Source organism: Sphingobium fluminis (genome assembly GCF_037723805.1).
Lineage (GTDB): Bacteria > Pseudomonadota > Alphaproteobacteria > Sphingomonadales > Sphingomonadaceae > Sphingobium.
This window is the reverse complement of the sequence record NZ_JBBJUK010000004.1, coordinates 1-22,604: the sequence shown is the minus strand read 5'-3', so window position 1 is coordinate 22,604 and position 22,604 is coordinate 1. Positions and strand designations below refer to the sequence as shown.

At 63.8% G+C, this 22,604-nt stretch carries 19 protein-coding genes, 1 tRNA gene and 2 pseudogenes; 8 read left to right on the top strand and 14 right to left on the bottom strand.

Annotated elements, in window-relative coordinates:
* Positions 1–8: 8 nt before the first annotated feature.
* The 3 genes from mreD to WG907_RS12125 all read right to left on the bottom strand — a co-directional run bounded on the left by mreD (position 9) and on the right by WG907_RS12125 (position 2,586).
* The gene (gene mreD, locus WG907_RS12135) at positions 9–536 is read right to left on the bottom strand and encodes a rod shape-determining protein MreD (protein WP_340233109.1); all 528 of its coding nucleotides are present in this window, start codon (positions 534–536) and stop codon (positions 9–11) included.
* The gene (gene mreC / locus WG907_RS12130) at positions 533–1,441 is read right to left on the bottom strand and encodes a rod shape-determining protein MreC (RefSeq protein WP_340233108.1); all 909 of its coding nucleotides are present in this window, start codon (positions 1,439–1,441) and stop codon (positions 533–535) included. The genes mreD and mreC overlap by 4 nt, the downstream gene beginning before the upstream one ends.
* A gap of 98 nt (positions 1,442–1,539) precedes the next feature.
* Complete coding sequence (locus WG907_RS12125) at positions 1,540–2,586, bottom strand: rod shape-determining protein (RefSeq protein WP_340233106.1); 1,047 nt, start codon at positions 2,584–2,586, stop codon at positions 1,540–1,542.
* A 150-nt stretch (positions 2,587–2,736) separates the two neighbouring features.
* On the opposite strand from WG907_RS12125, the gene mutL reads away from it, so the two are divergent.
* Positions 2,737–4,515: a DNA mismatch repair endonuclease MutL gene (mutL, locus tag WG907_RS12120; RefSeq protein WP_340233104.1), complete on the top strand. Its 1,779-nt coding sequence runs from the start codon at positions 2,737–2,739 to the stop codon at positions 4,513–4,515.
* Between the two features lie 24 nt (positions 4,516–4,539).
* Here the strand turns inward: mutL and WG907_RS12115 are convergent, their stop codons facing one another.
* The 4 genes and pseudogenes from WG907_RS12115 to ychF form a co-directional block, all read right to left on the bottom strand.
* The gene (locus tag WG907_RS12115; RefSeq protein ID WP_340233102.1) at positions 4,540–5,457 is read right to left on the bottom strand and encodes an EamA family transporter; all 918 of its coding nucleotides are present in this window, start codon (positions 5,455–5,457) and stop codon (positions 4,540–4,542) included.
* Between the two features lie 75 nt (positions 5,458–5,532).
* Positions 5,533–6,015 (bottom strand): MaoC family dehydratase, encoded by a 483-nt coding sequence (locus tag WG907_RS12110; protein WP_340233100.1) that lies wholly within the window; start codon positions 6,013–6,015, stop codon positions 5,533–5,535.
* Between the two features lie 52 nt (positions 6,016–6,067).
* Positions 6,068–6,562: pseudogene (locus tag WG907_RS12105) on the bottom strand (DNA-deoxyinosine glycosylase).
* A gap of 12 nt (positions 6,563–6,574) precedes the next feature.
* Positions 6,575–7,675, bottom strand: a complete 1,101-nt coding sequence (ychF, locus tag WG907_RS12100) for a redox-regulated ATPase YchF (RefSeq protein ID WP_340233098.1) — start codon at positions 7,673–7,675, stop codon at positions 6,575–6,577.
* A 160-nt stretch (positions 7,676–7,835) separates the two neighbouring features.
* Between ychF and WG907_RS12095 the strand changes: the two genes are divergently transcribed.
* Positions 7,836–8,276, top strand: a complete 441-nt coding sequence (locus tag WG907_RS12095; RefSeq protein ID WP_340233096.1) for a DUF983 domain-containing protein — start codon at positions 7,836–7,838, stop codon at positions 8,274–8,276.
* Positions 8,277–8,279: 3 nt separating this feature from the next.
* Here the strand turns inward: WG907_RS12095 and WG907_RS12090 are convergent, their stop codons facing one another.
* Positions 8,280–8,957, bottom strand: coding sequence for a DUF2490 domain-containing protein (locus WG907_RS12090; RefSeq protein ID WP_340233095.1), 678 nt, complete (start codon positions 8,955–8,957; stop codon positions 8,280–8,282).
* Positions 8,958–9,017: 60 nt separating this feature from the next.
* The gene (locus WG907_RS12085; protein ID WP_340233094.1) at positions 9,018–10,646 is read right to left on the bottom strand and encodes an alpha-D-glucose phosphate-specific phosphoglucomutase; all 1,629 of its coding nucleotides are present in this window, start codon (positions 10,644–10,646) and stop codon (positions 9,018–9,020) included.
* Positions 10,647–10,782: 136 nt separating this feature from the next.
* On the opposite strand from WG907_RS12085, the gene WG907_RS12080 reads away from it, so the two are divergent.
* Positions 10,783–11,022: a hypothetical protein gene (locus WG907_RS12080; RefSeq protein ID WP_340233093.1), complete on the top strand. Its 240-nt coding sequence runs from the start codon at positions 10,783–10,785 to the stop codon at positions 11,020–11,022.
* A 277-nt stretch (positions 11,023–11,299) separates the two neighbouring features.
* On the opposite strand, the gene pth is transcribed toward WG907_RS12080, so the two are convergent.
* From pth to WG907_RS12060, 4 genes are all read right to left on the bottom strand, one after another.
* Positions 11,300–11,869 carry an aminoacyl-tRNA hydrolase gene (pth, locus tag WG907_RS12075; protein ID WP_340233091.1) on the bottom strand — a complete coding sequence of 190 codons (570 nt, stop codon included), beginning with the start codon at positions 11,867–11,869 and terminating at the stop codon, positions 11,300–11,302.
* Between the two features lie 153 nt (positions 11,870–12,022).
* Entirely contained in the window at positions 12,023–12,634 is a 612-nt protein-coding gene (locus WG907_RS12070; RefSeq protein WP_340233089.1) for a 50S ribosomal protein L25/general stress protein Ctc, read from the bottom strand.
* A gap of 250 nt (positions 12,635–12,884) precedes the next feature.
* Entirely contained in the window at positions 12,885–13,766 is an 882-nt protein-coding gene (locus tag WG907_RS12065) for a TraB/GumN family protein (RefSeq protein ID WP_445326811.1), read from the bottom strand.
* 10 nt (positions 13,767–13,776) lie between these two features.
* Entirely contained in the window at positions 13,777–14,685 is a 909-nt protein-coding gene (locus WG907_RS12060) for a TraB/GumN family protein (protein ID WP_340233086.1), read from the bottom strand.
* Between the two features lie 166 nt (positions 14,686–14,851).
* Between WG907_RS12060 and WG907_RS12055 the strand changes: the two genes are divergently transcribed.
* The 3 genes from WG907_RS12055 (at position 14,852) to ppdK (ending at position 21,111) form a co-directional block, all read left to right on the top strand.
* On the top strand, positions 14,852–15,751 hold the full coding sequence (locus tag WG907_RS12055) for a glycine--tRNA ligase subunit alpha (protein ID WP_340233084.1): 900 nt from the start codon (positions 14,852–14,854) through the stop codon (positions 15,749–15,751).
* Between the two features lie 118 nt (positions 15,752–15,869).
* Entirely contained in the window at positions 15,870–18,269 is a 2,400-nt protein-coding gene (gene glyS / locus WG907_RS12050) for a glycine--tRNA ligase subunit beta (RefSeq protein ID WP_340233082.1), read from the top strand.
* A gap of 139 nt (positions 18,270–18,408) precedes the next feature.
* Positions 18,409–21,111, top strand: coding sequence for a pyruvate, phosphate dikinase (ppdK, locus tag WG907_RS12045; RefSeq protein WP_340233081.1), 2,703 nt, complete (start codon positions 18,409–18,411; stop codon positions 21,109–21,111).
* A 39-nt stretch (positions 21,112–21,150) separates the two neighbouring features.
* Here the strand turns inward: ppdK and WG907_RS12040 are convergent, their stop codons facing one another.
* Positions 21,151–21,651, bottom strand: a complete 501-nt coding sequence (locus tag WG907_RS12040) for a helix-hairpin-helix domain-containing protein (protein WP_340233080.1) — start codon at positions 21,649–21,651, stop codon at positions 21,151–21,153.
* A 140-nt stretch (positions 21,652–21,791) separates the two neighbouring features.
* On the opposite strand from WG907_RS12040, the gene WG907_RS12035 reads away from it, so the two are divergent.
* A tRNA-Arg gene (locus WG907_RS12035) sits at positions 21,792–21,868 on the top strand.
* Between the two features lie 505 nt (positions 21,869–22,373).
* Positions 22,374–22,604: pseudogene (locus WG907_RS12030) on the top strand (pirin family protein); the annotation flags it as partial.

Sequence of the window (22,604 nt, the reverse complement as noted above, 5' to 3'; positions counted from 1 at the left end):
CCCAAATCTTATGCCATGACGCGCCAGTGGTCGATCCGGGCACATTGCCTCACCACGAAGGGAAACAGCAAGATCGTCCAGATCATTTGCGGCAGGACGAGCCACAGCCGCACATCGCCGCCGCCGGTCACGCGAACGAAAAACAGCCCGCCGCTGATGCAGAGCAGGATGGCGATCGCCGCGATCAGCCAGTCCTGCCGATAATCGCGCCACAACAGCCTTTGCTCGACCGTGTCGATCGCGATCAGGGTAACCGTCCATAGGAACATGGCGGAGCCGATCGGCTGGCCGCTGGCGATGTCGTCGAACAGCCCAAGCGGCAGGGCGATCCATGCGCGCCACATTTCAGGGCGCAGCAGCCGCCAGGCCAGCAGCAGCAACAGGCCAAAGGGCGGCATCACCGGCGACTGGGCCACGATCGGCAGCGCCGTGACAAGCGATGCCAGCATGACCGTGATCACCGGCGTCCCGGCCAGCCTGAAACCAGAAGGATGGCGGCCGAGACGCGACACCGGCTGCACTCGCCTGTCGATCATGGCGCGGTGGCGTCCGCGGCAGGCTCGGCTCCGGCCTGCACGGCGGGATCGGACCGGGTCACGACCTGTTCGAACGCGCGCTCGACCACCACCGCATCGACCTTGGCGGGGTTGGCCAGCGGCACGCCATAGGCGATCTCGCCTTCGATGCGGACGACCACCGCTACCGGGATGTTGGGCTGGTAGATGCCGCCAATGCCCGACGTGACCAGCAGTTCGCCCGGCCGGAAGGGGTTGCGCCCCGCCGACAACGCCCGAATCTCGACGGCCCCGTCGCCCGTGCCGGTGGAGATGGCGGGAATATTGTCGCTCGCCCGGCGCACCGGCACGATATTGCTGCTGTCGGTCAGCAACAGCACGTCGGCCGTGTTGGGCGTCACGCTGAAAACCCGGCCGATCAGCCCTTCGGGCGCGCGCACCGGCATGCCCGGTCCGATGCCTTGCCAGCGTCCGGCGTTCAACCGGGCAAAGCGACGCGTGCTGCTGGCGGATGAGCTGATCAGCCGCGCGCTCAGCACCTCGCTGCCATCCTCGTCGACCAGCTTCAGAAGCTTTTTGAGGCGGGCATTTTCCTGCGCGATCGCCTTGGCTTCGATGATGCGGTTGCGGTCCGCCTCGACCTGCCGCCGCAGCCCGACATTCTGCGATCCGGCGCGGAAATAGGCGGCCAGCACTTCGTCGATCGAGCTGACGCCGCTCACCATATTCCTGAGGCCGCTGGAGGCCGGGCGCGTGACTTCGGCCGTCGCCCCGCGGATCGCGGAAAAGCCGGTGGGATCGAACATCGCGACCACGATCAGCAACAGCCCGATCGCCGCCCCCGTCATCGCGATGACATAGCTGGCGAAGAGGCTATATTGCGCCTTCCGGTTTTGACCGGGGCGCCGGCTAGGGGGCCGCGCCATTGCCTGTTGCTCCGCTTAAGGGCGTCAAACCAGAGCGATGTCCAGCCAGACGGGATCGTCTGATGCCATGGAAATCGATCGAAACCAACCATTCCGGCTCAGCCGGTCTGAAGCACGCCCCGGAACATGGGATCTTCCATCGCGCGGCCCGTGCCGATAGCGACGCAGGTCAACGGATCTTCGGCGATCGTGACCGGCAACCCGGTCTCGTCGCGCAACTCATCGTCCAGTCCCTTGAGCAGCGCGCCGCCGCCGGTCAGAACGATGCCCTGGTCGACGATATCGGCGGCGAGTTCGGGCGCGGTGTTTTCAAGCGCGATGCGGACGCCCTCGACGATCGTGCTGATCGGCTCGGCGAGCGCGTCGGCCAGCTGGCCCTGGTTGATCGATATTTCCTTGGGCACGCCGTTGACGAGGTCGCGGCCCTTGATGTGGATCGTCTCGCCCACGCCATCTTCGGGCGGCTGGGCGACGCCGAACTGCTTCTTGATGCGCTCGGCCGTCGCTTCGCCGATCAGCAAATTGTGGTGACGCCGCACGAACGACACGATCGCCTCGTCCATCTTGTCGCCGCCCACGCGCACCGACGTGGTGTAGGCGAGGCCGCGCAAGGACAGCACGGCGACTTCGGTCGTGCCGCCGCCGATATCCACCACCATGGAGCCGATCGGCTCGGTCACCGGCATGTCCGCGCCGATCGCCGCCGCCATCGGCTCCTCGATCAGGAATACCTGGCTCGCGCCCGCATTGCTGGCGGCGTCGCGAATGGCGCGGCGCTCGACTTTGGTGGAGCCCGACGGCACGCAAATCACGATTTCGGGAAAGCGCCATGGGCGCGACTTGCCGCCATGCACCTTGGTGATGAAATGCTTGATCATCTGTTCGGCGACGTCGATATCGGCGATCACGCCATCGCGCAGCGGCCGGATCGCCTCGATCGAATCGGGTGTCTTGCCCATCATCAGCTTGGCGTCGTCGCCGACGGCCTTGACGCGCTTTACCCCATTGATCGTTTCGACGGCGACCACCGAGGGTTCATTAAGGACGATGCCGCGCCCGCGCACGTACACGACCGTGTTGGCCGTGCCGAGGTCGATGGCCATATCCTGCGATGATAGCTTGAAGAGACGCGAAAAGATCGACATGCGGTATCCTGTTCAGCGTGCGGTTCCCGGGCTGGAGCGGCACGATTTTCGATCACTTGCCGCGCCGCCAGCCAGCTTCATGTCTCTTGCGTCAAAAATATGAGGGCAGGCGGGTCGCGGAAGTCGCTCGCTTGGGCTAGTCACTAATCAATGTCAATACGCCGCCTTCCCGAACATCTGGTCAATCGTATCGCTGCCGGTGAAGTGGTGGAAAGGCCCGCCAGCGCGCTCAAGGAAATTGTCGAGAACGCGCTCGACGCCGGAGCCGTGCGGATCGCCATCCGCCTCGCCAATGGGGGCCTCGACCGGATCGAAGTCAGCGACGACGGGTGCGGGATGAACGCGGCCGACATCGCACTTGCGCTCGAACGCCACGCCACCTCGAAACTGCCCGACGAGAATATCGAGAATGTGTCGACACTTGGTTTCAGGGGCGAGGCGCTCCCTTCCATAGCAAGCGTCGCCAGGCTTGCGATCGACAGCCGGCCACGCGGCGCGGATGGCTGGAACCGCACGATCGACAATGGCGTGCTGGCGAGTGAAGGTCCCGCCGCGCTGCCCCCCGGCACGCGCGTCACCGTGGAACAGCTTTTCGGCAAGGTGCCCGCTCGCCGCAAGTTCCTGCGCTCGGCCAGGTCCGAATATGCCGCCTGTCTCGATATCGTGCGCCGTCTCGCAATGGCACATCCCGCCGTCGCCTTTTCGCTCGAACATGACGGGCGGCGCGTGCTGGGGGTGCAGGCGGGCGAGGCGCGGGAAGAGCGGGTCGCCGCGCTCACCGATCGCGCGCTGGCGCAGAACCACGTCATTATCGGGCTTGAGCGGGAGGGCATAAGCCTGTCTGGCGTCGCGTCGCTGCCCACCTATAATCGCGGCGTCGGCGATCACCAATATCTGTTCGTCAACGGCCGCCCGGTGCGCGACCGGCTGCTGATCGGGGCGGTGCGGGGCGCCTATGCGGACCTGCTCGCGCGCGACCGTCATCCGGTGGTCGCGTTGTTCCTCGACGTTCCCCCGCTGGAGGTCGACGTCAATGTCCACCCGGCCAAGACCGAAGTGCGCTTTCGCGAGCCGGCGCTGATCCGGGGAATGATCGTGTCCGGCCTGCGCCGCGCACTCGACGCCGAAGGGTTCCGCTCGGTTCAGCATGCCGATCCCGCCGCGCTGTCGGCCTGGCGGCCAGAGCCTATCTCACCCACGCCGATCGGCGCGATGCCGATTTTCGACGCGGTTGGGGTAGGTAGCGTGCCAAGCTTCGGTACGCTCGCCGATCGCCGCAGCAGCTTCATGACCCCGCCGCCGCAGGCCCGCGCCGAGCCCGCCGCCGCGCCAGCGCTGCAAGCCCAGAACTTCCCGCTCGGCGTCGCGCGCGGCCAGGTCGCGCGCACCTATATCGTGGCGGAGGCGCAGGACGGCCTCGTCATCGTCGACCAGCATGCCGCTCATGAGCGTCTCACGCTGGAGCGCATGCGGCGGGCGATGGAAGGGCAGGGCGTTGCGAGCCAGGCGCTGCTCCTGCCCGAAGTCGTGGAACTGGACGAGCCCGCCTGCGACCGGCTGGAAGCGCGGATCGAGGAACTGCACGCCTTCGGCCTAGACCTCGAACGCTTCGGCCCGGCGGCGATGCTGGTGCGCGCGATCCCCGCAATGCTGGGGCAGGCCGATGCGGTCGGGTTGGTGACGGACCTGGCCGATGATCTCGCCGCCTATGACAGCGCGCTCTCACTCAAGGAGCGGATCGACCTCGTCGCGGCCACCATGGCCTGCCACGGCTCGGTCCGCGCCGGGCGGGTGCTCAGCGTCGCGGAAATGAACGCCCTCCTGCGCGAAATGGAAGTGACGCCACGGTCGGGCCAGTGCAACCATGGCCGGCCGACCTGGGTAAAGCTTGGCCATGGCGATATCGAAAAACTGTTCGGGCGGAAATGAGCAGTCTCTGGGGACCCGCCCCCTTCAATATCTGTTGCGGCTGACGAGCGGCCACAAAATGTTGATCGCGAGGCCGCCCATCACGAGAAGCGCGGCACCAAGCTTCCAGGCGGGCATCGCCTCGCCCAGCAGCCACGCGGATGCGCCCATGCCGAAAACCGGCACCAGCAACGCGGTCGGCGTCACCGTCGCGGCCGGATGGCGCGTCAGCAACCAGCCCCAGGCGGCATAAGCGAACAAGGTGTTGCCCACCGACTGCCACAGCACGGCCGCCCAGGTCAGCGCATCCGCCTGCATGACCCCGGCTTCCATCGCCGCCGGCCCCTCCAGCAAGAAAGACCCCAGAAACAATGGCGGTACGGAAAACAGGCTGGCCCAGACGACATAGGCAAGCATATTGGTCGCGCCGCTTATCTTGACGATGTGGTTGCCGATCGCCCAGCTCATGGCCGCCATAATCACCAGCATCAGGCCGAGCGGAGTCGTCGACCCGTCGGAGTGCGACAGGATCAACCCCAGTCCGCCGACCGCCAGCAGGAGCGCGACGATCTGAAAGGATCGCACCCGCTCCCCTGAAAAATACATGGCGAGGGCGATCGTGAAGAACACCTGGCTTTGCACCACCAGCGACGCCAGGCCCGGCGAGATCTGGTCGCGCATCGCGATGTAGAGCAGGCCGAACTGTCCGAAGCCGATGAACAGGCCGTAGCCCGCAAGCGATCGCCAGGACACGGCCGGCCGCCTGACGATCAGCGCGGCCGGCAAAAACGCGAAGCAGAAACGCAGCGTCGCAAAGAGCAGCGGGGGAAGATGATCCAGCGCAAGCCGGATCACGACGAAATTCGTCCCCCATACCGCAACGACAGCGAGCGCCAGCAGGGCGTGGCTCGGCGAGAGGCCGGCGGATGGCGGCGGGGCAGGCCGAGGGAGAGCGCTGATCATGGAGGCGCCATAGGATTTGGGCGGCACGGTGACCATAGCCGCTCTTCAACCTGGTGGCCTTTGCCAATCCGCCGCCTATTGCGGCCGCGTGCGCCACATGGTGATCGGAATCATCGTCAGCACCCGCTCGTCATTCTGATTGAGCAACGTCACCTTATTGCGCACTATCCCCATTTCCGGGCGGCTGCGCGATGGCGTCTTTTCGACCACTTCTGACGATCCCCGCAACGTATCGCCGGGCCGTACCGGCCGCAGCCAGCGCAACTCGTCGACTCCGATCGCGCCGAGGCTCGCCGCTTGCTGGCCCGGATTCTTCTGAATTTCGGCGACGAACATCTTCATGAAAAGGGCGGTGGTGTGCCACCCGCTCGCCGACAGGCTGCCGAAATGGGTTTTGGCCGCCGCCTCGTCGGACAGATGGAAGGGCTGGGAGTCATATTCGGCGGCGAAGGCGATGCTATCCTCGCGAGACAAGGTGATCGGCCCGAAGCTGATGGAATCGCCGAGGGCGATGTCCTCGAAATAAACGGTTTCGTCGCGCACATCGATGCCTTCCATAGCAAGCACGCAATTTAGGAGCGACCGGCCCTTGCATCAAGCCGCGCGCCGCTCATTCCAGATGCTCGGCCATCGCCATCCATGCGGCCCGTTTCGCCTCGCGCGACAGGCTGGCGAACGCGCCGCTGGACGAGGGCAGGTCGATGAACGCCAGCCCCCGCGCCGCGCCCAGTTGCCGGCGGCCGTGCAACGCCGCCGTCTTGCCGTTGAACGCGACCGCGCGCAGCGCCGGCAGCCGCGCGACGAATGCGCCGAGATCCCGCAGTTCAGCCCCCCGGATCGCGCTGTCCATGCTGCCCGGCCGGTGCGCGCTTTCGATCACGTCCCACAGGCCGACGCCGCGCGCCTACAACCGCTTGAGCCGCATCGCATAGGGCTGGCCCCGCAGATCTTCCCCCAGCACGTCGCCCATCAGCGCCCAGAAGGCGTTGCCGCGATGGGCATAATATTCCCCCTGCCGGATCGACGCGTCGCCGGGCAGGCTCCCCAGCACCAGCAGCCGCGTGTCGGCGTCGACGCTCGGCGGAAAGGCGAATTTCAGCGCCAAGAGCTGCGGCGGTCAGACGTTGAAGCGGAACAGCATGATATCGCCATCCTGCGTCACATAGTCCTTGCCTTCCGAGCGCCACTTGCCCGCATCCTTGGCCCCGGCCTCGCCATTATACTGGACATAATCGGCATAGGCCATGGTTTCGGCGCGGATGAAGCCCTTTTCGAAATCGGTGTGGATCGAACCGGCTGCCTGCGGGGCTTTCGATCCGCGATGCACGGTCCAGGCGCGCGCTTCCTTCGGCCCGACGGTGAAGAAGGTGATGAGGCCGAGCAATTCATAGCCCGCCCGGATGATCCGCGCGAGGCCGGCTTCCTCCAGCCCCAGCGCTTCGAGATATTCGCCGCGTTCCTCGACCGGCATGGTGACCAGTTCGGCCTCGATCGCGGCGGACACGATCACGGCCCGCGCCTTTTCGGCCGCCGCCTTCTCGAACACGCGCGCGCTATAGGCATTGCCCTCCGACGCGGCGGCTTCCTCGACATTGCAGATATAGAGCACCGGCTTGGCGGTCAGCAACTGCGCCTGCGCGAACAGCCGGGATTCCTCCTCGTCGCGCGGCTGCGTCAGCCGGGCCGGCTTGCCATCGCGCAACAGGTCGAGCGCCTGACCCAGCACGGCGGCGGCGGCCTTGGCCTCCTTGTCGCCTTGCGCCCCTTTTTTCAACAGGTTGGGGACGCGCTTTTCCAGACTTTCGAGGTCGGCCAGCATGAGTTCGGTCTCGACCGTCTCGGCATCGGCGATCGGGTCGACCTTATTCTCGACATGGGTGATGTCGTCATCGTCGAAACAGCGCAGCACATGGACGATGGCGTCGGTCTCGCGGATATTGGCGAGAAACTGGTTGCCCAGGCCCTCCCCCTTCGACGCCCCCCGCACCAGCCCGGCGATATCGACGAAGGCAAGCTGGGTTTCGATGATCTTGGCCGATCCGCCGATCTTCGCGATGGTCTGGAGCCGATCGTCGGGGACGGCGACGCGGCCCTCATTGGGTTCGATCGTGCAGAAGGGATAATTCGCAGCCTGCGCCGCCTGCGTTTCGGTCAGCGCGTTGAACAGGGTGGACTTGCCGACATTGGGAAGCCCGACGATACCGCAACGAAAACCCATGAAACTGCCTTTTATCTCTGATCGATTGGCCGCGCCGATACCGCTTTCGGGTTCGCTTTACCAGTCTCGCGACGATTGATGCGCGATGGGGTGGGACAAAAGGCCCAATTGCCCGTTCCCCACTGATCCCCACATGATGCGCGGGAAACAAGGAACGATCATGGACGAGTCCGGCGAGAATTTTTGGATGGATGAAAAGGGCCGGCGCTGGCTCCGCCGTCCGGCGCTTGAAACCGGGGCGCGGGGCCGCTGTCCACGCTGCGGCGAAGGGCATATCTTCACTGGCTTTCTGACCGTGCGCGATCGGTGCGAGGTGTGCGACCTCAGCTACGACTTCGCCGATCCCGCCGATGGTCCGGCTGTCTTCGTGCAGCTGTTCGCCTGCGTACCCGGCGTCGTCTTCATCGTCATGCTCGAAATCCTCGCGCGGCCCGGCCTATGGGTCCATATCGCGGTGGGCATTCCAGTGCTGATCCTCACGACCGTGCTGCCGCTGCGACCGATCAAGGGCTGGCTGGTCGCCGCGCAGTATACGAACAAGGCACAGGAAGCAGGCACGGCGCAGCTATGGGCGAAGCTGCACGAAGGCGACCGGCGGTAATAGTCAGGGGCGGACGATCAGGGTGATCGACGCGACATGATTGACGCGAGTCCGCCGGTGTGACTGGTTGACGACCTGGTTGAGGTAACCGATCTCCAGCGTCGACGCGCCTTTGACCGCAACCTCGGCGCCTACGAAGCTGCGCACCTGATCAAAGCCGCCCCGTGCGCCCCAGTCGGTGTCGTTGAGCGCGACGAAACCCTCGACGGAAACCAGCGCATTGACCGCCTGGCTTCCGGGCCGCAGCGGCTTTTCATAGCGCAGCATTTCGCGCAGCCGCCATCCCATGTCGCTGCCATCGGACCGCCAGCGCTGTTCCATCCGTGAACGCGACGACAATTCGCCGCCCCAGGGCTTGCCCAACGTCCAGCTGAGCTGCTGGAAACTACGCTCCTCGTTGAGGTCGCGCCCGCCCTCGACCGGCACGGCGATATGGGCATAGCCCTGATAGACGGTCATTGTGGGCGACAGCTTCCACCCGACCGCGCCGCGCACGATCATCTGATCGAGCCGAGACACGCCATTGCCGAAGCGCGGCTGCAATTCGGCCAGATAGACGAGCTTGCCGGAAATCCGCCCCATCGCGGTCAGGTTGAGCCAGACCTGCTCATCCTGCGCAGTCGCGGCGCGTGCGGTGGCGGTGGAGGACAGCAGGGCGGCAAGGGCAAGGATGATACGCATGGGCGCGAGCCCTTAGCGAGGCATCGTTGCCACAGCATGTCCGCTTCGTGACGTTTATGCTCAGGTGATCACGCTTGGGCGGTCCATTCCGGTATAGCCGCGAATGTCCGCCAGTTCCTGTGCGGCGGCGACCAGCGGCGCGAGCGCGTCGCCCGTGTCCATCGCCAGATCGCCGTCCGGCCCGACATAGCGTTCGATATAGACGCGCAGGGTCGCACCCTGCGTCCCCGTGCCCGACAGGCGAAAGACGATGCGCGATCCATCCTCGAAGATGATCCGCAATCCCTGGTTGCGGCTGATCGACTGGTCGGTGGGATCGGTATAGGCGAAATCGTCCGCGCTCGCGATCGTCCCGCCGCTGGTCGCAAGCGCCGGCAGCGACCCGAGCCTGACGGCGAGCGACGCCATCAGGGCTTCGGCGCGATCGCTGGCGATCGCCTCATAATCGTGCCGGGCATAATAGTTGCGGCCATAGGTCGCCCAGTGAAGGGCCATGATCTCCGCCACGCTTTGCCTGCGGACGGCGATGATATTGAGCCATAGCAGCACCGCCCAGATGCCGTCCTTCTCGCGCACGTGGTCGGACCCGGTGCCCGCGCTCTCCTCGCCGCAGATGGTGGCCATGCCGGCATCGAGCAGATTGCCGAAATATTTCCAGCCCGTCGGTGTCTCGTATAGCGGGATTCCGAGGCTTTCCGCCACCCTGTCCGCCGCGCCGCTGGTCGGCATCGACCGGGCGATGCCCTTGAGCCCGCCGGCATAGCCCGGCGCGAGATGGGCGTTCGCAGCGAGCACCGCCAGCGAATCCGACGGCGTCACATAGCAGTGCCGCCCGATGATCAGGTTCCGGTCGCCATCGCCATCCGACGCCGCGCCGAAATCGGGAGCGTCATCCGCCATCATCCGCTCGTATAGCGCCGCTGCGTGGACCAGATTGGGGTCGGGATGATGGCCGCCGAAATCGGGCAGGGGCGTCCCGTTCATCACGGTCCCCGCCGGCGCGCCCAGCCGTCTCTCGAAAATTTCGGTCGCATAGGGGCCGGTGACAGCGCTCATCGCATCGAAGGCGAGGGTGAAGCCGCCCGCGATCATGGTGCCAATGCCATCGAAATCGAACAGGCTCTCCATCAAATCCGCATAGGGCGCGACCGGGTCCACAATTTCGACCGTCATGTCGCCGATCGCGCTGGTTCCGATCGCATCGATATCGACATCATCGGCCACGGCGATCCGATAGTCGCGGATAGTCAGCGTGCGCTCAAAAATCGCGTCGGTCACCTTTTCCGGCGCCGGGCCGCCATTGGCGACATTATATTTGATCCCGAAATCCTCGTCGGGGCCACCCGGATTATGACTGGCCGACAGGATGAGGCCACCAAATGCTTCGCACGATCGGATCAGGTGCGAGGCTGCGGGGGTCGAAAGGATGCCGCCCCGGCCCACGATTACCCGGCCAAAGCCATTGGCCGCCGCCATCTTCAGCACGGTCTGGATGACCTCGCGATTGAGGAACCGCCCGTCGCCCCCGACCACCAGCGATTCGCCCGCAAAGTCTTCGAGACTGTCGAACACCGACTGCACGAAATTTTCGGCATAATGGGGCTGTTGAAAGACGCGGACTTTCTTGCGCAGACCGGACGTGCCCGGCTTCTGGTCGGTAAAGGGCGTGGTCGAAATCGTTTGAAACACTGGCATCCCCCGAAAGGCGCTGGAATGATCATCATGGCGTGATCGCTGATGTGTGCAATCAATGCTTTTGGCCCTGGCGGCTTGATTATTGCACGGCGCGATGGTTTGAAAGGCGTCAATGAAGGAAGGTTTCACCATGTCCCCCATCCCCTGGGATCAGCCGGCAACGCTGATCGACCTCGACGGCAAGGCGCCCCTGATCGCCACCGTCCGCGATTGCGCCACGCATTTCGCGATGTTCAAACCTTTCGCCAAGGAGCAGGCTCGCGTCCTCCTGACCCAGCCGGTCCACCGCGAAGGGCGCAAGACCCGCACATGGCTGCTGGAACCTGCCGAAATCGAGCAATTGGCGCAAAGGCTGAAGGACGAGGGCTGAGCGGGCGACGTTAGCGCCGCTCTATTTTATGGGCGCGCGGAGGCGCTGAGGACGCGGAGAGATAGGAACTGCCCTACGGTCGGTCCAACTCCTAATCAGAATGCGATGATATCAGCTTGATCTTGTTCCCCGGCGCACGCCGGGGCCCAGAGTCCAATGCGCAGGCCCTATGAACTTTCAACCGCGCCGGGACCCCATCTCCGCGTCCTCTGCGCCTCTGCGCGAATATGATCGTCCCGGCATCCCTCACGCCGACGAGTGTCGATTGACCCGAACATCAGTCCGCCAGACGCAGCGCAACCTCGTTCATGAACCGGGCGTCGTCGCCCTCGGCCAGCCAGGGCGCCTCCGCGCCGATCGCGCCCAGCATGTCCGACAGCGCGTCGATTTCGCTCTTGTGATAATTGCCCAGCACATAGTCGTGCACCCGGTCCTTGTGCCCCGGATGGCCGATGCCGATCCGCACCCGGCGGAAATCGGGCCCGATATGCGCGTCGGTCGACCGCAGGCCATTATGCCCGGCATTGCCGCCGCCGCGCTTGACCTTGACCTTCATCGGTACGAGGTCGAGTTCGTCGTGAAAGACGGTCACGTCCTGCGGCGTCAGCTTATAGAAATCCATGGCCGCGCGGATCGCCCGGCCGCTTTCGTTCATGAAGGTCGCGGGTTTGAGCAGGATGATCTTGTCGGGGCCGATCCGTCCTTCCTGCACCCATCCCTGAAACTGCTTCTTGGCAGGGGAAAAATGATGGAGATCGGCGATGACGTCCGCCGCCATGAAGCCGACATTATGCCGGTGCATCGCATAGGTCGGGCCGGGATTGCCCAAGCCTGCCCAGATTTGCATGATGCTTCTCCCCGACAAAACGTCCGTTCGTCCTGAGTGGACATTGAGCTTGTCGAAATGTCGTATCGAAGGATGCTTTGATACAGGTCTTCGACGTTGCTCAGCCCTTACTCAGCACGAACGGAGGTTGAAGATCGTTATCGGCTGGAGATATTATTCGGCCTCGGCTGTCTCGGCCTCGCCGCCTTCGCTGCTCTTGAGAGCGGACGGCGCGACGATGGTGGCGAAGGTGAAATCGCTCTCGTCGGCGGCCTTGGCGCCCTTGGGCAGCGTCACGGCGCTGATATGGATCGAATCGCCCACTTCATAGCCGGTCAGGTCGACGATGATATCGTCGGGGATCTCGGCGGCATCGACGATCAGTTCGACGTCATGCAGGACGATGTTGAGCACGCCGCCCTTCTTGAGGCCGGGCGATGCGTCTTCATTTTCGAACCGCACCGGCACGTTGACGTGGACGGAGGCATGTTCGGACACGCGCAGGAAGTCGGCGTGCAGCGGACGATCGGATACGGGGTGGAAAGCCACATCCTTGGGCAGGGTGCGTACGGTCTGCCCGTTCACCTCTACCATGACGACCGAATTGAAGAAGTGACCGGTGCCGAGCAGCTTGTTGAGGAGCTTTTCCTCGACGTGGATCGACTGGGGTTCTTCGTTCATTCCATAGATGACGGCGGGTACGCGGCCTTCACGGCGGAGGGCACGGGAGGCTCCCTTGCCTGCCCGATCGCGTGCCTCGGCCGACAGCGTAAGCTGCTCGCTCATTGCGTGTCTCCAAAAGCTTGGTTGATAGTCTTTTCCCGCCACGCCTCCAGGGATGACCATAGCGGGAACGCGGCCCTTTAGCAGAAAAGGGCGCAAAGGCAAGGGTGGGATGAGTCCACTCCGTTCGCCCTGAGTAGGGGCTGAGCCTGTCGAAGTCCCGTATCTAAGGGTTCGTACGTAAGAGCGTCCTTCGATACGCCATTTCGACAAGCTCAATAGCTACTCAGGACGAACGGGCATTTTTTCCGAGTCACTGCACTCGCGTCACCGAATAGCCCCTGGCCTCCAGCAACTCGATCAAATTCTCCCGCCCGGTCAGATGGCCCGCACCCACGGCGATGAAGGGCTTGCCCTTCATCGGCCCGATCGCCTTCACCCAGTCGCGGTTGCGCGCCACCAGCACGGCTTCCTCGACCAGCGGATCGGGCTGCTCGCCGATCTCATCCTCTTTCGCGATCGCTTCCATGTCGCCCTTGGCCCAGGCGGTGAGGATTCGATCATAGAGCGCCTTCATATCCTTCGCCTCATGCACCGTCTGGACGAGCAATCGCCGCTGCGCCGCCTCGGGCAGCGTGTCGAACGCGCCGAACTGGCGCTCAACCGTCTCAAGCCCGCCGATCGGCTTGCGCTTTGCATTGAACGTCGCGATCAGCGCCTGCTCGACCCCGTCGTCCTGGCTGACCTTCAGCGCCTGTTGGGTGGCGGCCGACAGCAGCATCGCCGCCGCCCAGCTTTCATAGCCCGACAGCAACTGCGTATTGGTGCCGCCCTCGCGCATCGCCGTGTCGAGCGCCTCCTTCTCGCCGGCCGGCACCCGCGCCTCCAGCGGCGGCAGCCCAGCGCTGCGCCCCATCTTCTCGAACAGGCCGAGCGTCTTGGGCGCGTCCTGAATGTCCGCCGCCTCCAGCACCAGCCGGTCCGCCTGGCTCATCGCCCGCCCGATCGCAGGCGTTTCCCACGCGATTCCCTTAGGCAGCACATGAATGGTGCCGAACAGCCAGCCGTCCAGCGCCCCTTTTTGCACCCGCCACAGCGCCGGGCCGGACTGGGAGGATGGCGCGGGGGCAGGGGCCTCGCTCCCGCAAGCCGCCAATGCCGTCAAAGCCAGCAGCGCAAGGAGCCTGTAAATCATGCGCATCCCTCTATTCCCCCACCCGCGCCGACGCGATGCCGAGCGCTTTGAGCTGATCCTGCACGCTGCCAGCGCCCGCCAGATGCCCCGCACCGACCGCGACGAACACCGTGCCCGGCCGGTCGAGCCGCGCCTTGATCCACTTCGCCCAACTGGCGTTCCGCCCGATCAGCAAAAGCTGCGCCAGCTCCGGCGTCGCCTCCAGCGATTCGTTCATTTCCTTCGCCAGCCTGTCGGGCTCGCCCCGCTGCCAATGGCGCATGAGCGAGGCGAATTGCGCCTCCATATCGCCCAGCCCATCGACCGTACTCGTCAGGAACCTGACCTGCTGGTCCATCGGCAGGCTGGCGAAAAAGCCCAGTTGCTGCTCCACCGTCTCCAGCGCCTCGATCCGCTTGCCCTGCGCTTTCGCGTTCGCCATCAGTATCTTGTCCGCGCCCAGTTCCGCCTCGTAGCCCAGGCGATCGAGCGGCGCGACCGACAGCGCCATGCCGGCCATCCACGGGGCGAACCCCTCGAACGCCTGCCATGGCAGGCCGTTGGCGCTCATCGCCGCCTGATATTTCGTGCGCGCCTGCGGCTCCAGCCGGTCCGACAGCTTCACCCCGTCATGCGCTCTCGCCTTGCCCGCCATCAGGCCCGCCAGAGCGCCGGGGTCCTCCGGCTCGATAATCTCCACCACCAGCTCGTCCGACCGGTCGAACGCGCGCTTCACCCCGCCGCCGAACCAGTGCACATCGGGCTTGAGCACATGGACCGTGCCGAACAGATAGATGCGGGTGTCGGCATCCTCCACTTCCCAGAGGGCGGGCGCGCCGAGCGCCGCCGGGGGAGGAGGAACGGCAACCGGCCGCTCCTGCGTACATCCGCCCAGTAGCAACAGTCCGGCGACCAGCAGGCGGGGGAGGGGCCAGTTCATATCGCCAAAGCATCCGCATCGTGAAAACCGCCTTGTTCATGCGGGGCGTGGCCCTCCCGCGCAAGCGCCTTAACCCTGATTGCCGCTGCTTTTCCTTGACCCTATTGCCCCCATGGGCCAAGGCGCGGCCATTCATATCCCGGTCTTTTTTGCCAAAGGACGACATGTGGCCGAAGGCTCGCCCCTTTCCTTCCAGGACCTGATCCTGACCCTGCACGCCTATTGGGGGCGGCAGGGCTGCGTCATCCTGCAACCCTATGACATGGAAGTCGGCGCGGGCACTTTTCATCCCGCGACCACGTTGCGCAGCCTGGGGCCAAAGCCGTGGAACGCCGCCTATGTCCAGCCCAGCCGCCGCCCGACCGACGGCCGCTATGGCGAAAACCCCAACCGGCTTCAGCATTATTACCAGTATCAGGTGATCATGAAGCCGAGCCCCGCGAACCTTCAGGAACTGTATCTGGGGTCGCTGGTGGAAATCGGCATCGACCCGCTGGTCCATGATATCCGCTTCGTCGAGGACGACTGGGAAAGCCCGACTCTGGGTGCGTGGGGGCTTGGCTGGGAAGTCTGGTGCGACGGCATGGAAGTCAGCCAGTTCACCTATTTCCAGCAGATGGGCGGCTATGACTGCAAGCCGGTCGCGGGCGAGCTGACCTACGGCCTCGAACGGCTCGCCATGTATATTCAGGGCGTCGACAGCGTCTACGACCTCAAATTCAACGATGCCGGCGTGACCTATGGCGACGTCTTCCTCGCGAACGAACAGCAGATGTCGAAATGGAATTTCGAGATCGCCGACACCGAAAAGCTGTTCCGCTGGTTCAAGGATTGTCAAGCTGAATGGCGCAGTTGCATAAATGCTCAATTGCCATTGGCGGCGTACGATCAGGCGATCAAGGCAAGCCACGTTTTCAACCTGCTCCAGGCGCGAGGCGTGATTTCGGTGCAAGAGCGCGCCAGCTATATGGGGCAAGTCCGGGACATGGCTAAAGGCAGCTGCCAAGAGTGGATTGCCACGAATTGGGATGAGTGGTCTGCGCAATATCCTGGGTGGACGGTGTGATGACGTATATTTCCCTGCCCCCTACCGTCATCCCAGCGAAGGCTGGGATCTCATGCCTTGAACGCTGCGCCCTGCGGCCTGAGACCCCGGCCTTCGCCGGGGCTTCGGAGAAAATTGCATGAGCAATTTCCTCCTCGAAATCCGCTGCGAGGAAATCCCCGCGCGCATGCAGTCGAAGGCGTCGGACGACCTCGCCCGCCTCTTCACCGAAGAACTGACGAAGGCCGGCCTCAAACCCGCTGCCTTCGAAAGCTTCGTGACGCCCCGCCGCCTCGCGCTTATCGCCCGCGATTTGCCGCTCGAAACCGCAGCCGTCAGTGAGGAGTTTAAAGGCCCGCGCACCAGCGCACCGCCACAGGCACTCGAAGGCTTCCTGCGCAAGACCGGCCTGACCCAGGACCAGCTTGAGGACCGCGACGGCATCTGGTTCGGCACCGTCAGCAAGCCCGGTCGCGCCACCGCGCACGTCCTTGCCGAAGCCGTTCCCGCCGTGATCCGCGCCTTCCCCTGGCCCAAATCGATGCGCTGGGGGGCGGCCAGTCAGACCACGACAAGCCTGCGCTGGGTCCGCCCACTGCAGGGCATCGTCGCGATCCTCGGCGAGGATCTGATCGATATAGAGATCGACGGCGTGCGAAGCGGCTTCGCAACCTTGGGCCATCGCTTCCATCATCCCCACGAAATCACCATTGGCGGCGCGAACGACTATGTCGAAAAGCTGCGCGCCTGCCATGTGATCGTCAGCCATCAGGAACGGCAGGCGATCATCGAAGCCAAAGCCGCCGAAGCCGCCGCCGCGCACGGTTATAGCGTGATCGAGGACAAGGGCCTCGTCGCCGAAAATGCGGGCCTCACCGAATGGCCGGTGCCGCTGCTCGGGCATTTCGACCCCGCTTTCCTTGAGGTGCCCCCTGAAGTCATCCAGCTAACCCTACGGATAAACCAGAAATATTTCGTGCTAAAGGACGCGACCGGCAAGCTGGCGCCAGCCTTCATCTGCACCGCCAATATCGACGCGAAGGACGGCGGCGAAGCCATCGTCGCCGGCAACCGCAAAGTCCTCGCCGCACGCCTCAGCGACGCCCGTTTCTTCTGGGAACAGGACCGCAAGGTCCGGCTGGAAGATCATGCGAAAAAGCTCGACCGCATCACCTTCCACGAGAAGCTGGGGACCGTCGCCGACAAGGTCGACCGCGTGGCGAAACTCGCTAGATGGCTGGTGGAAGAAGGCATCGTCACCTTAACCACCCCCGTCGTCCCCGCGCAGGCGGGGACCCATGTGGCCCCACGCGACTCCCATAGTGGCGGAGAGATGGGTTCCCGCCTTCGCGGGAATGACGAAGAGAGAGAGGCGCTCGCCACCCTCGCCGAACAGGCAGTCCGCCTGTGCAAGGCCGACCTCGTCACCGAAATGGTCGGCGAATTCCCCGAATTGCAAGGCATTATGGGCGGCTATTACGCCCGCGCCGAGAGCCTGCCCGACGCGGTCGCCGATGCCATCCGCGACCACTACAAGCCGGTCGGGCAGGGTGACGACGTACCCACCGCGCCGGTGACGGTGGCGGTGAGTCTGGCGGATAAATTTGACACGCTAGCTGCTTTCTTTGCCATCGGCGAAAAGCCGACTGGGTCGAAAGATCCTTTCGCGCTGAGGCGTGCCGTTATCGGCATTGCTCAAATTGTAATCAAAAACCATCTCAGATTGCCATTGAGACGTTTGTTCACAATCGCCCATCTCGCTTGGTTTGAAGGCGCAGTGAGAAGCGTTCGCAATGACGATATTTTTGTGGGTCTCGAAGAGAAAAGCTATGATCCGAAGGCATTAGACCTTCTTCGAGTTGAACTGATCGATCGCTACCTAGAGCTTGCGCCAATCGAACATGCCCACGAGTTCACTCGCCTTTTCGACTTGTGGAGTGCAAGTGCTGCGCTAGGCATCCCGGAGTTTGTCGCCGACCGCCTTAAGGTCCAGCAAAAGGAAGCCGGCGTCCGTCACGACCTGATCGACGCGGTGTTCGCGCTTGGGGGCGAAGACGATCTCGTCCGCCTGCTCGCGCGCGTGAAAGCGCTGCAATCCTTCATCGCCACCGACGACGGCGCGAACCTGCTCGCCGGCTACAAGCGCGCCGCCAACATCCTCAAGAAGGAAGCGCCGGCCCTGGCCAGTGCTCCTGCGGACGCAGGAGCCCAGCGTGATGAAGCGCAATCCCGCCCTGGACTCCGCCTCTCGGCGGAGAACGGAATTTCACCCCTGTCCTATTCCCCCGAAATCGCCGAAGCTGCCCTGATCGCCGCGCTCGACGCGGCCGAGCCCCGTGCGACGCAGGCGGTGGCGGACGAAGAATTCGAGGGCGCGATGGCCGCGCTCGCATCGCTTCGCCAGCCCATCGACGCCTTCTTTGAATCCGTCACGGTCAATGATGCGGAACCCGCCAAACGTACCGCCCGGCTTGCCTTGCTTGCGCGGGTGCGGGATGCGGTGCACGCTGTCGCAGACTTTTCGAAAATTACCGGATAGCGCAATAAATAGTCGAATTGTCCGGGAACTATGCGAAGTTAAGCCGAAGCGGGTCTATGAAGCGCCCGTCACCATGAGAGGTCTTTGTTGCAGCGCACAAATATATTATGGCTCGCTGCAATAGGGAGATCGCCCACCGATGATTATGATGGAAGAAACCAGCATGACCGATACCGCCACCCGCTATGTGTACCGTTTCGGCGGCGGCGTCGATGACGGCGGCAAGGGCGACAAGAACCTGCTGGGCGGCAAGGGTGCCAACCTCGACGGCATGGCCTCGATCGGCCTGCCGGTGCCGCCGGGCTTCACCATCACCACCGAAATGTGCACCCGCTATTATGAGGATGGCGGCGTCTATCCCGACAGCCTGATGGCGCAGGTTGCAGGCGGCATCGCCCATATCGAAGGCGTGACCGGCAAGCGCTTCGGCGACCCGTCCGATCCGCTGCTCGTCTCGGTCCGCTCGGGCGCGCGCATTTCGATGCCCGGCATGATGGACACCGTCCTCAACCTCGGCCTCAACGACGCCACCGTGCAGGGCCTCGCAAGCGCGAGCGGCGATGAACGCTTCGCCTGGGACAGCTACCGCCGCTTCATCCAGATGTACTCGGACGTCGTGCTCGAACTCGATCATGGCGCATTCGAAGAAGCGCTGGAGATCGCCAAGGAGGATCAGGGCTACACGCTCGATACCCAGCTGACCGCCGACGACTGGAAGGCGCTGGTCGAAGAATATAAAGGCCTCGTTTCAAAGCTTTGGGGCAAGGACTTCCCCCAGGACGTAAACGACCAGCTATGGGGCGCGATCAACGCCGTGTTCGGCTCGTGGCAGGCCGATCGGGCCAAGGTCTATCGCCGTCTCAATTCCATCCCCCATGACTGGGGCACCGCCGTCAACGTACAGGCGATGGTGTTCGGCAATATGGGCGAAACCTCCGCCACCGGCGTTGCCTTCACCCGCGATCCGGCGACCGGCGAAAATGCCTATTATGGCGAATATCTGATCAACGCCCAGGGTGAGGACGTCGTTGCCGGCATCCGCACCCCGCAATATCTGACCAAGGCCGCCCGCGAGCGCGCCGGGGCCAAGCCCCTCAGCATGGAAGAGGCGCTGCCGGAGACCTACGCCGAACTGGCCGACGTGTTCCAGATCCTCGAACGCCACTATCGCGACATGCAGGACATCGAATTCACGGTGCAGCAGGGCAAGCTGTGGATGCTCCAGACCCGCTCGGGCAAGCGCACCGCCAAAGCCGCGCTCAAAATGGCGGTCGACATGGCCGCCGAGGGCCTGATCACGCAGGAGGAGGCGGTCGCCCGCGTCGATCCGTCCGCGCTCGACCAGCTTCTGCACCCGACGCTCGATCCATCGGCGCCCCGCGACGTATTGACCAAGGGCCTGCCCGCCTCACCGGGCGCGGCTTCCGGCGCGATCGTATTCGACGCCGACACCGCCGAGCGCCACAGCGAACTGGGCGAATCGGTCATCCTCGTCCGCGTCGAAACCAGCCCGGAAGACATTCACGGCATGCACGCCGCCAAGGGCATCCTCACCGCGCGCGGCGGCATGACCAGCCACGCCGCCGTCGTCGCGCGCGGCATGGGCCGCCCCTGCGTGTCGGGCGCGGGCAGCCTGTCGATCGACAACGCCGCCAAGATCCTGCGCATCGGCGATCGAACGCTGAAGGAAGGCGACATCCTCACCATCGACGGATCCACCGGCGAGGTGATGGCCGGCGCGGTGCCCACGGTGCAGCCCGAGCTCGCCGGCGATTTCGGCACGCTGATGGTATGGGCCGACAAGGTCCGCCGCCTCAAGGTGCGCGCCAATGCCGAAACGCCGCAGGACTGCACGGTCGCGCGCGAATTCGGCGCGGAGGGCGTCGGTCTATGCCGCACCGAACATATGTTCTTCGACGCCGCTCGCATCACCGCCGTGCGCGAGATGATCCTCGCCGACAGCGAAAAGGGGCGCCGCACCGCGCTCGACAAGCTGCTGCCCGAACAGCGCGACGATTTCGCGCAGATATTTGAGGTTATGGCGGGTTTGCCGGTCACGATCCGCCTGCTCGACCCGCCGCTCCACGAATTCCTGCCCCATGGCGAAGCCGATTTCGAGGAGGTTGCCAAAGCCGCCGGCATATCGGTCGACGTGCTCAAACGGCGCGCGGCGGAATTGCATGAATTCAACCCTATGCTCGGTCATCGCGGCTGCCGCCTTGGCGTCACCTATCCCGAAATCTACGAAATGCAGGCCCGTGCGATCTTCGAGGCGGCGCTCATCGTCAAGAAGAGCAGCGGCGACGCGCCGATCCCCGAGGTCATGATTCCGCTGGTCGCGACCCGTAAGGAACTGGAGCTGATGAAGGCGATCGTCGATCGCGTCGCGGCCGAAGTCTTCGCCGAACAGGGGGCAAGCGTCGACTATCTGGTCGGCACCATGATCGAACTGCCGCGCGCCGCGCTCAAGGCCGGCGAGATTGCGGAAGTAGGCGAGTTTTTCTCCTTCGGCACCAACGACCTGACGCAAACCACGATCGGGATCAGCCGCGACGACGCCGGACGGTTCCTGACGCAATATGTCGACAAGGGCATTTTCGCGCGCGATCCCTTCGTCAGCATCGATGTCGAAGGCGTGGGCGAACTAATCGAGATCGCCGCCGAAAGGGGCCGCGCCACGCGGCCGGGGATCAAACTTGGTATTTGTGGCGAACATGGCGGCGATCCGGCCTCGATCGCTTTCTGCGAATCGATTGGCCTCGATTATGTGTCGGCATCGCCCTATCGCGTGCCGATCGCTCGTCTTGCGGCGGCTCAGGCCGCCCTGGCACGCATGACCTGAGGTGCAGGGGCGGCCTTGCGGTCTCCCCCACCTTTTTCATTAAAGCGGGGTCTTGCGCCGATTGAAATAGCTGCTGTGATCTTCATTCCTGCCGTCGGAGAGCAACTGCGCCTGCCGGGCCCATTCGTCCCGCGCGATCAGCCCGGGACGGCGCCCGAGCCGGGATTCGAGCGTGGCCTGTTGCTCGTCATTGAGCGCGGCGATCTGGGCATAACGATGATAGCCGGCCTCGTTGAGTCTAATTTCATCCTCGCGCGAGATCGTATGGATCTGGGTAAGGTCGTCCCGGCCATCCACCGCCCCGGCTACCGCCGTCGCCGTGCCCGAACCGATCGGCTCCCTGCGCCGTTCCAGTTCCGCGACCCGCTGATTTGCGACCTCGATCCGTGCGTCCCGGTCGCTGATCGAATGGCGATGCGCGGCCTGTTCATCTCGCCACAACTGCTTGAATCGTCCGCGACCACTCATCATCAGGCCAAGCACGACCCCGATCAGCAAGGCGATCAGCAACAGGACGATATCGTTCATCGTGAAGGTCATGAGGATATCCTTTCACCCGTGGAAACGATCCTCGACGGACAAAGGTTGCCGGTTGCTGCCTGGTCAAATCGGCCCGATCAAAAAAGGGCGAAAAAGGGGTTGCCAGAACAGCAGCCCCCGTCTATCCGCGCCACTCCAGTGCACCCGTAGCTCAGCTGGATAGAGCATCAGACTACGAATCTGAGGGTCGGGCGTTCGAATCGCTCCGGGTGCACCATTCCCCCCATCTCTTCCTTGAAAGTCTGAAAAGGCTTGAAAGGTGAAGAGGTTAGGGAAGTTCTAAATCCAATATTTTTGACATATTCCGAGCGCTGAGCAAAACAGAGCTTGAGCACATATGCTTGAGGTCCAATCGCTCAGAAACCCATAGTTATAAGGGTTCGCGAGGGATGTGAGTGCCGTTCTAAATGCCCCGTCGAAACTGGCAATCGGACGCCCGCAATTGTCGAGCTTTTCGGCCAGTTCGATCTTACGATTCTCACTCTCGCTGATACGCTTTCCGTAGGCTGCAATGAGCATGGCATTTTCCGCTTCGATCACGCGATCTACGAGTCGAGCAATCTCATTCTCGACTTCGCGAATTTCTGCCGTAATCGCTTTCTTGCGATCAGCGGCGCGGTGGCTTTGCCAACGCAGCCGCCGGCTTCAACGTCTCCACTATCCTGACAACGGTTGCCGTCGACAGCTTCTCCGGCCCTATGTTCAGCGAGATCACCGACGCCTTCCCGCCTCATCCTCACCGCGACATGGAAATCATAACCTATGTCCGCGAAGGCGCTATCACGCATGAGGACAGCCTGGGCAACAAGGGCCGGACGGAGGCCGGTGACGTTCAGGTCATGAGCGCGGGATCAGGCGTGCGTCACTCCGAATATAATCTGGAGGATGTCACCACGAAAATGTTCCAGATCTGGATCGTGCCCCCCAAAAACGGCGATGCTCCAAGCTGGGGC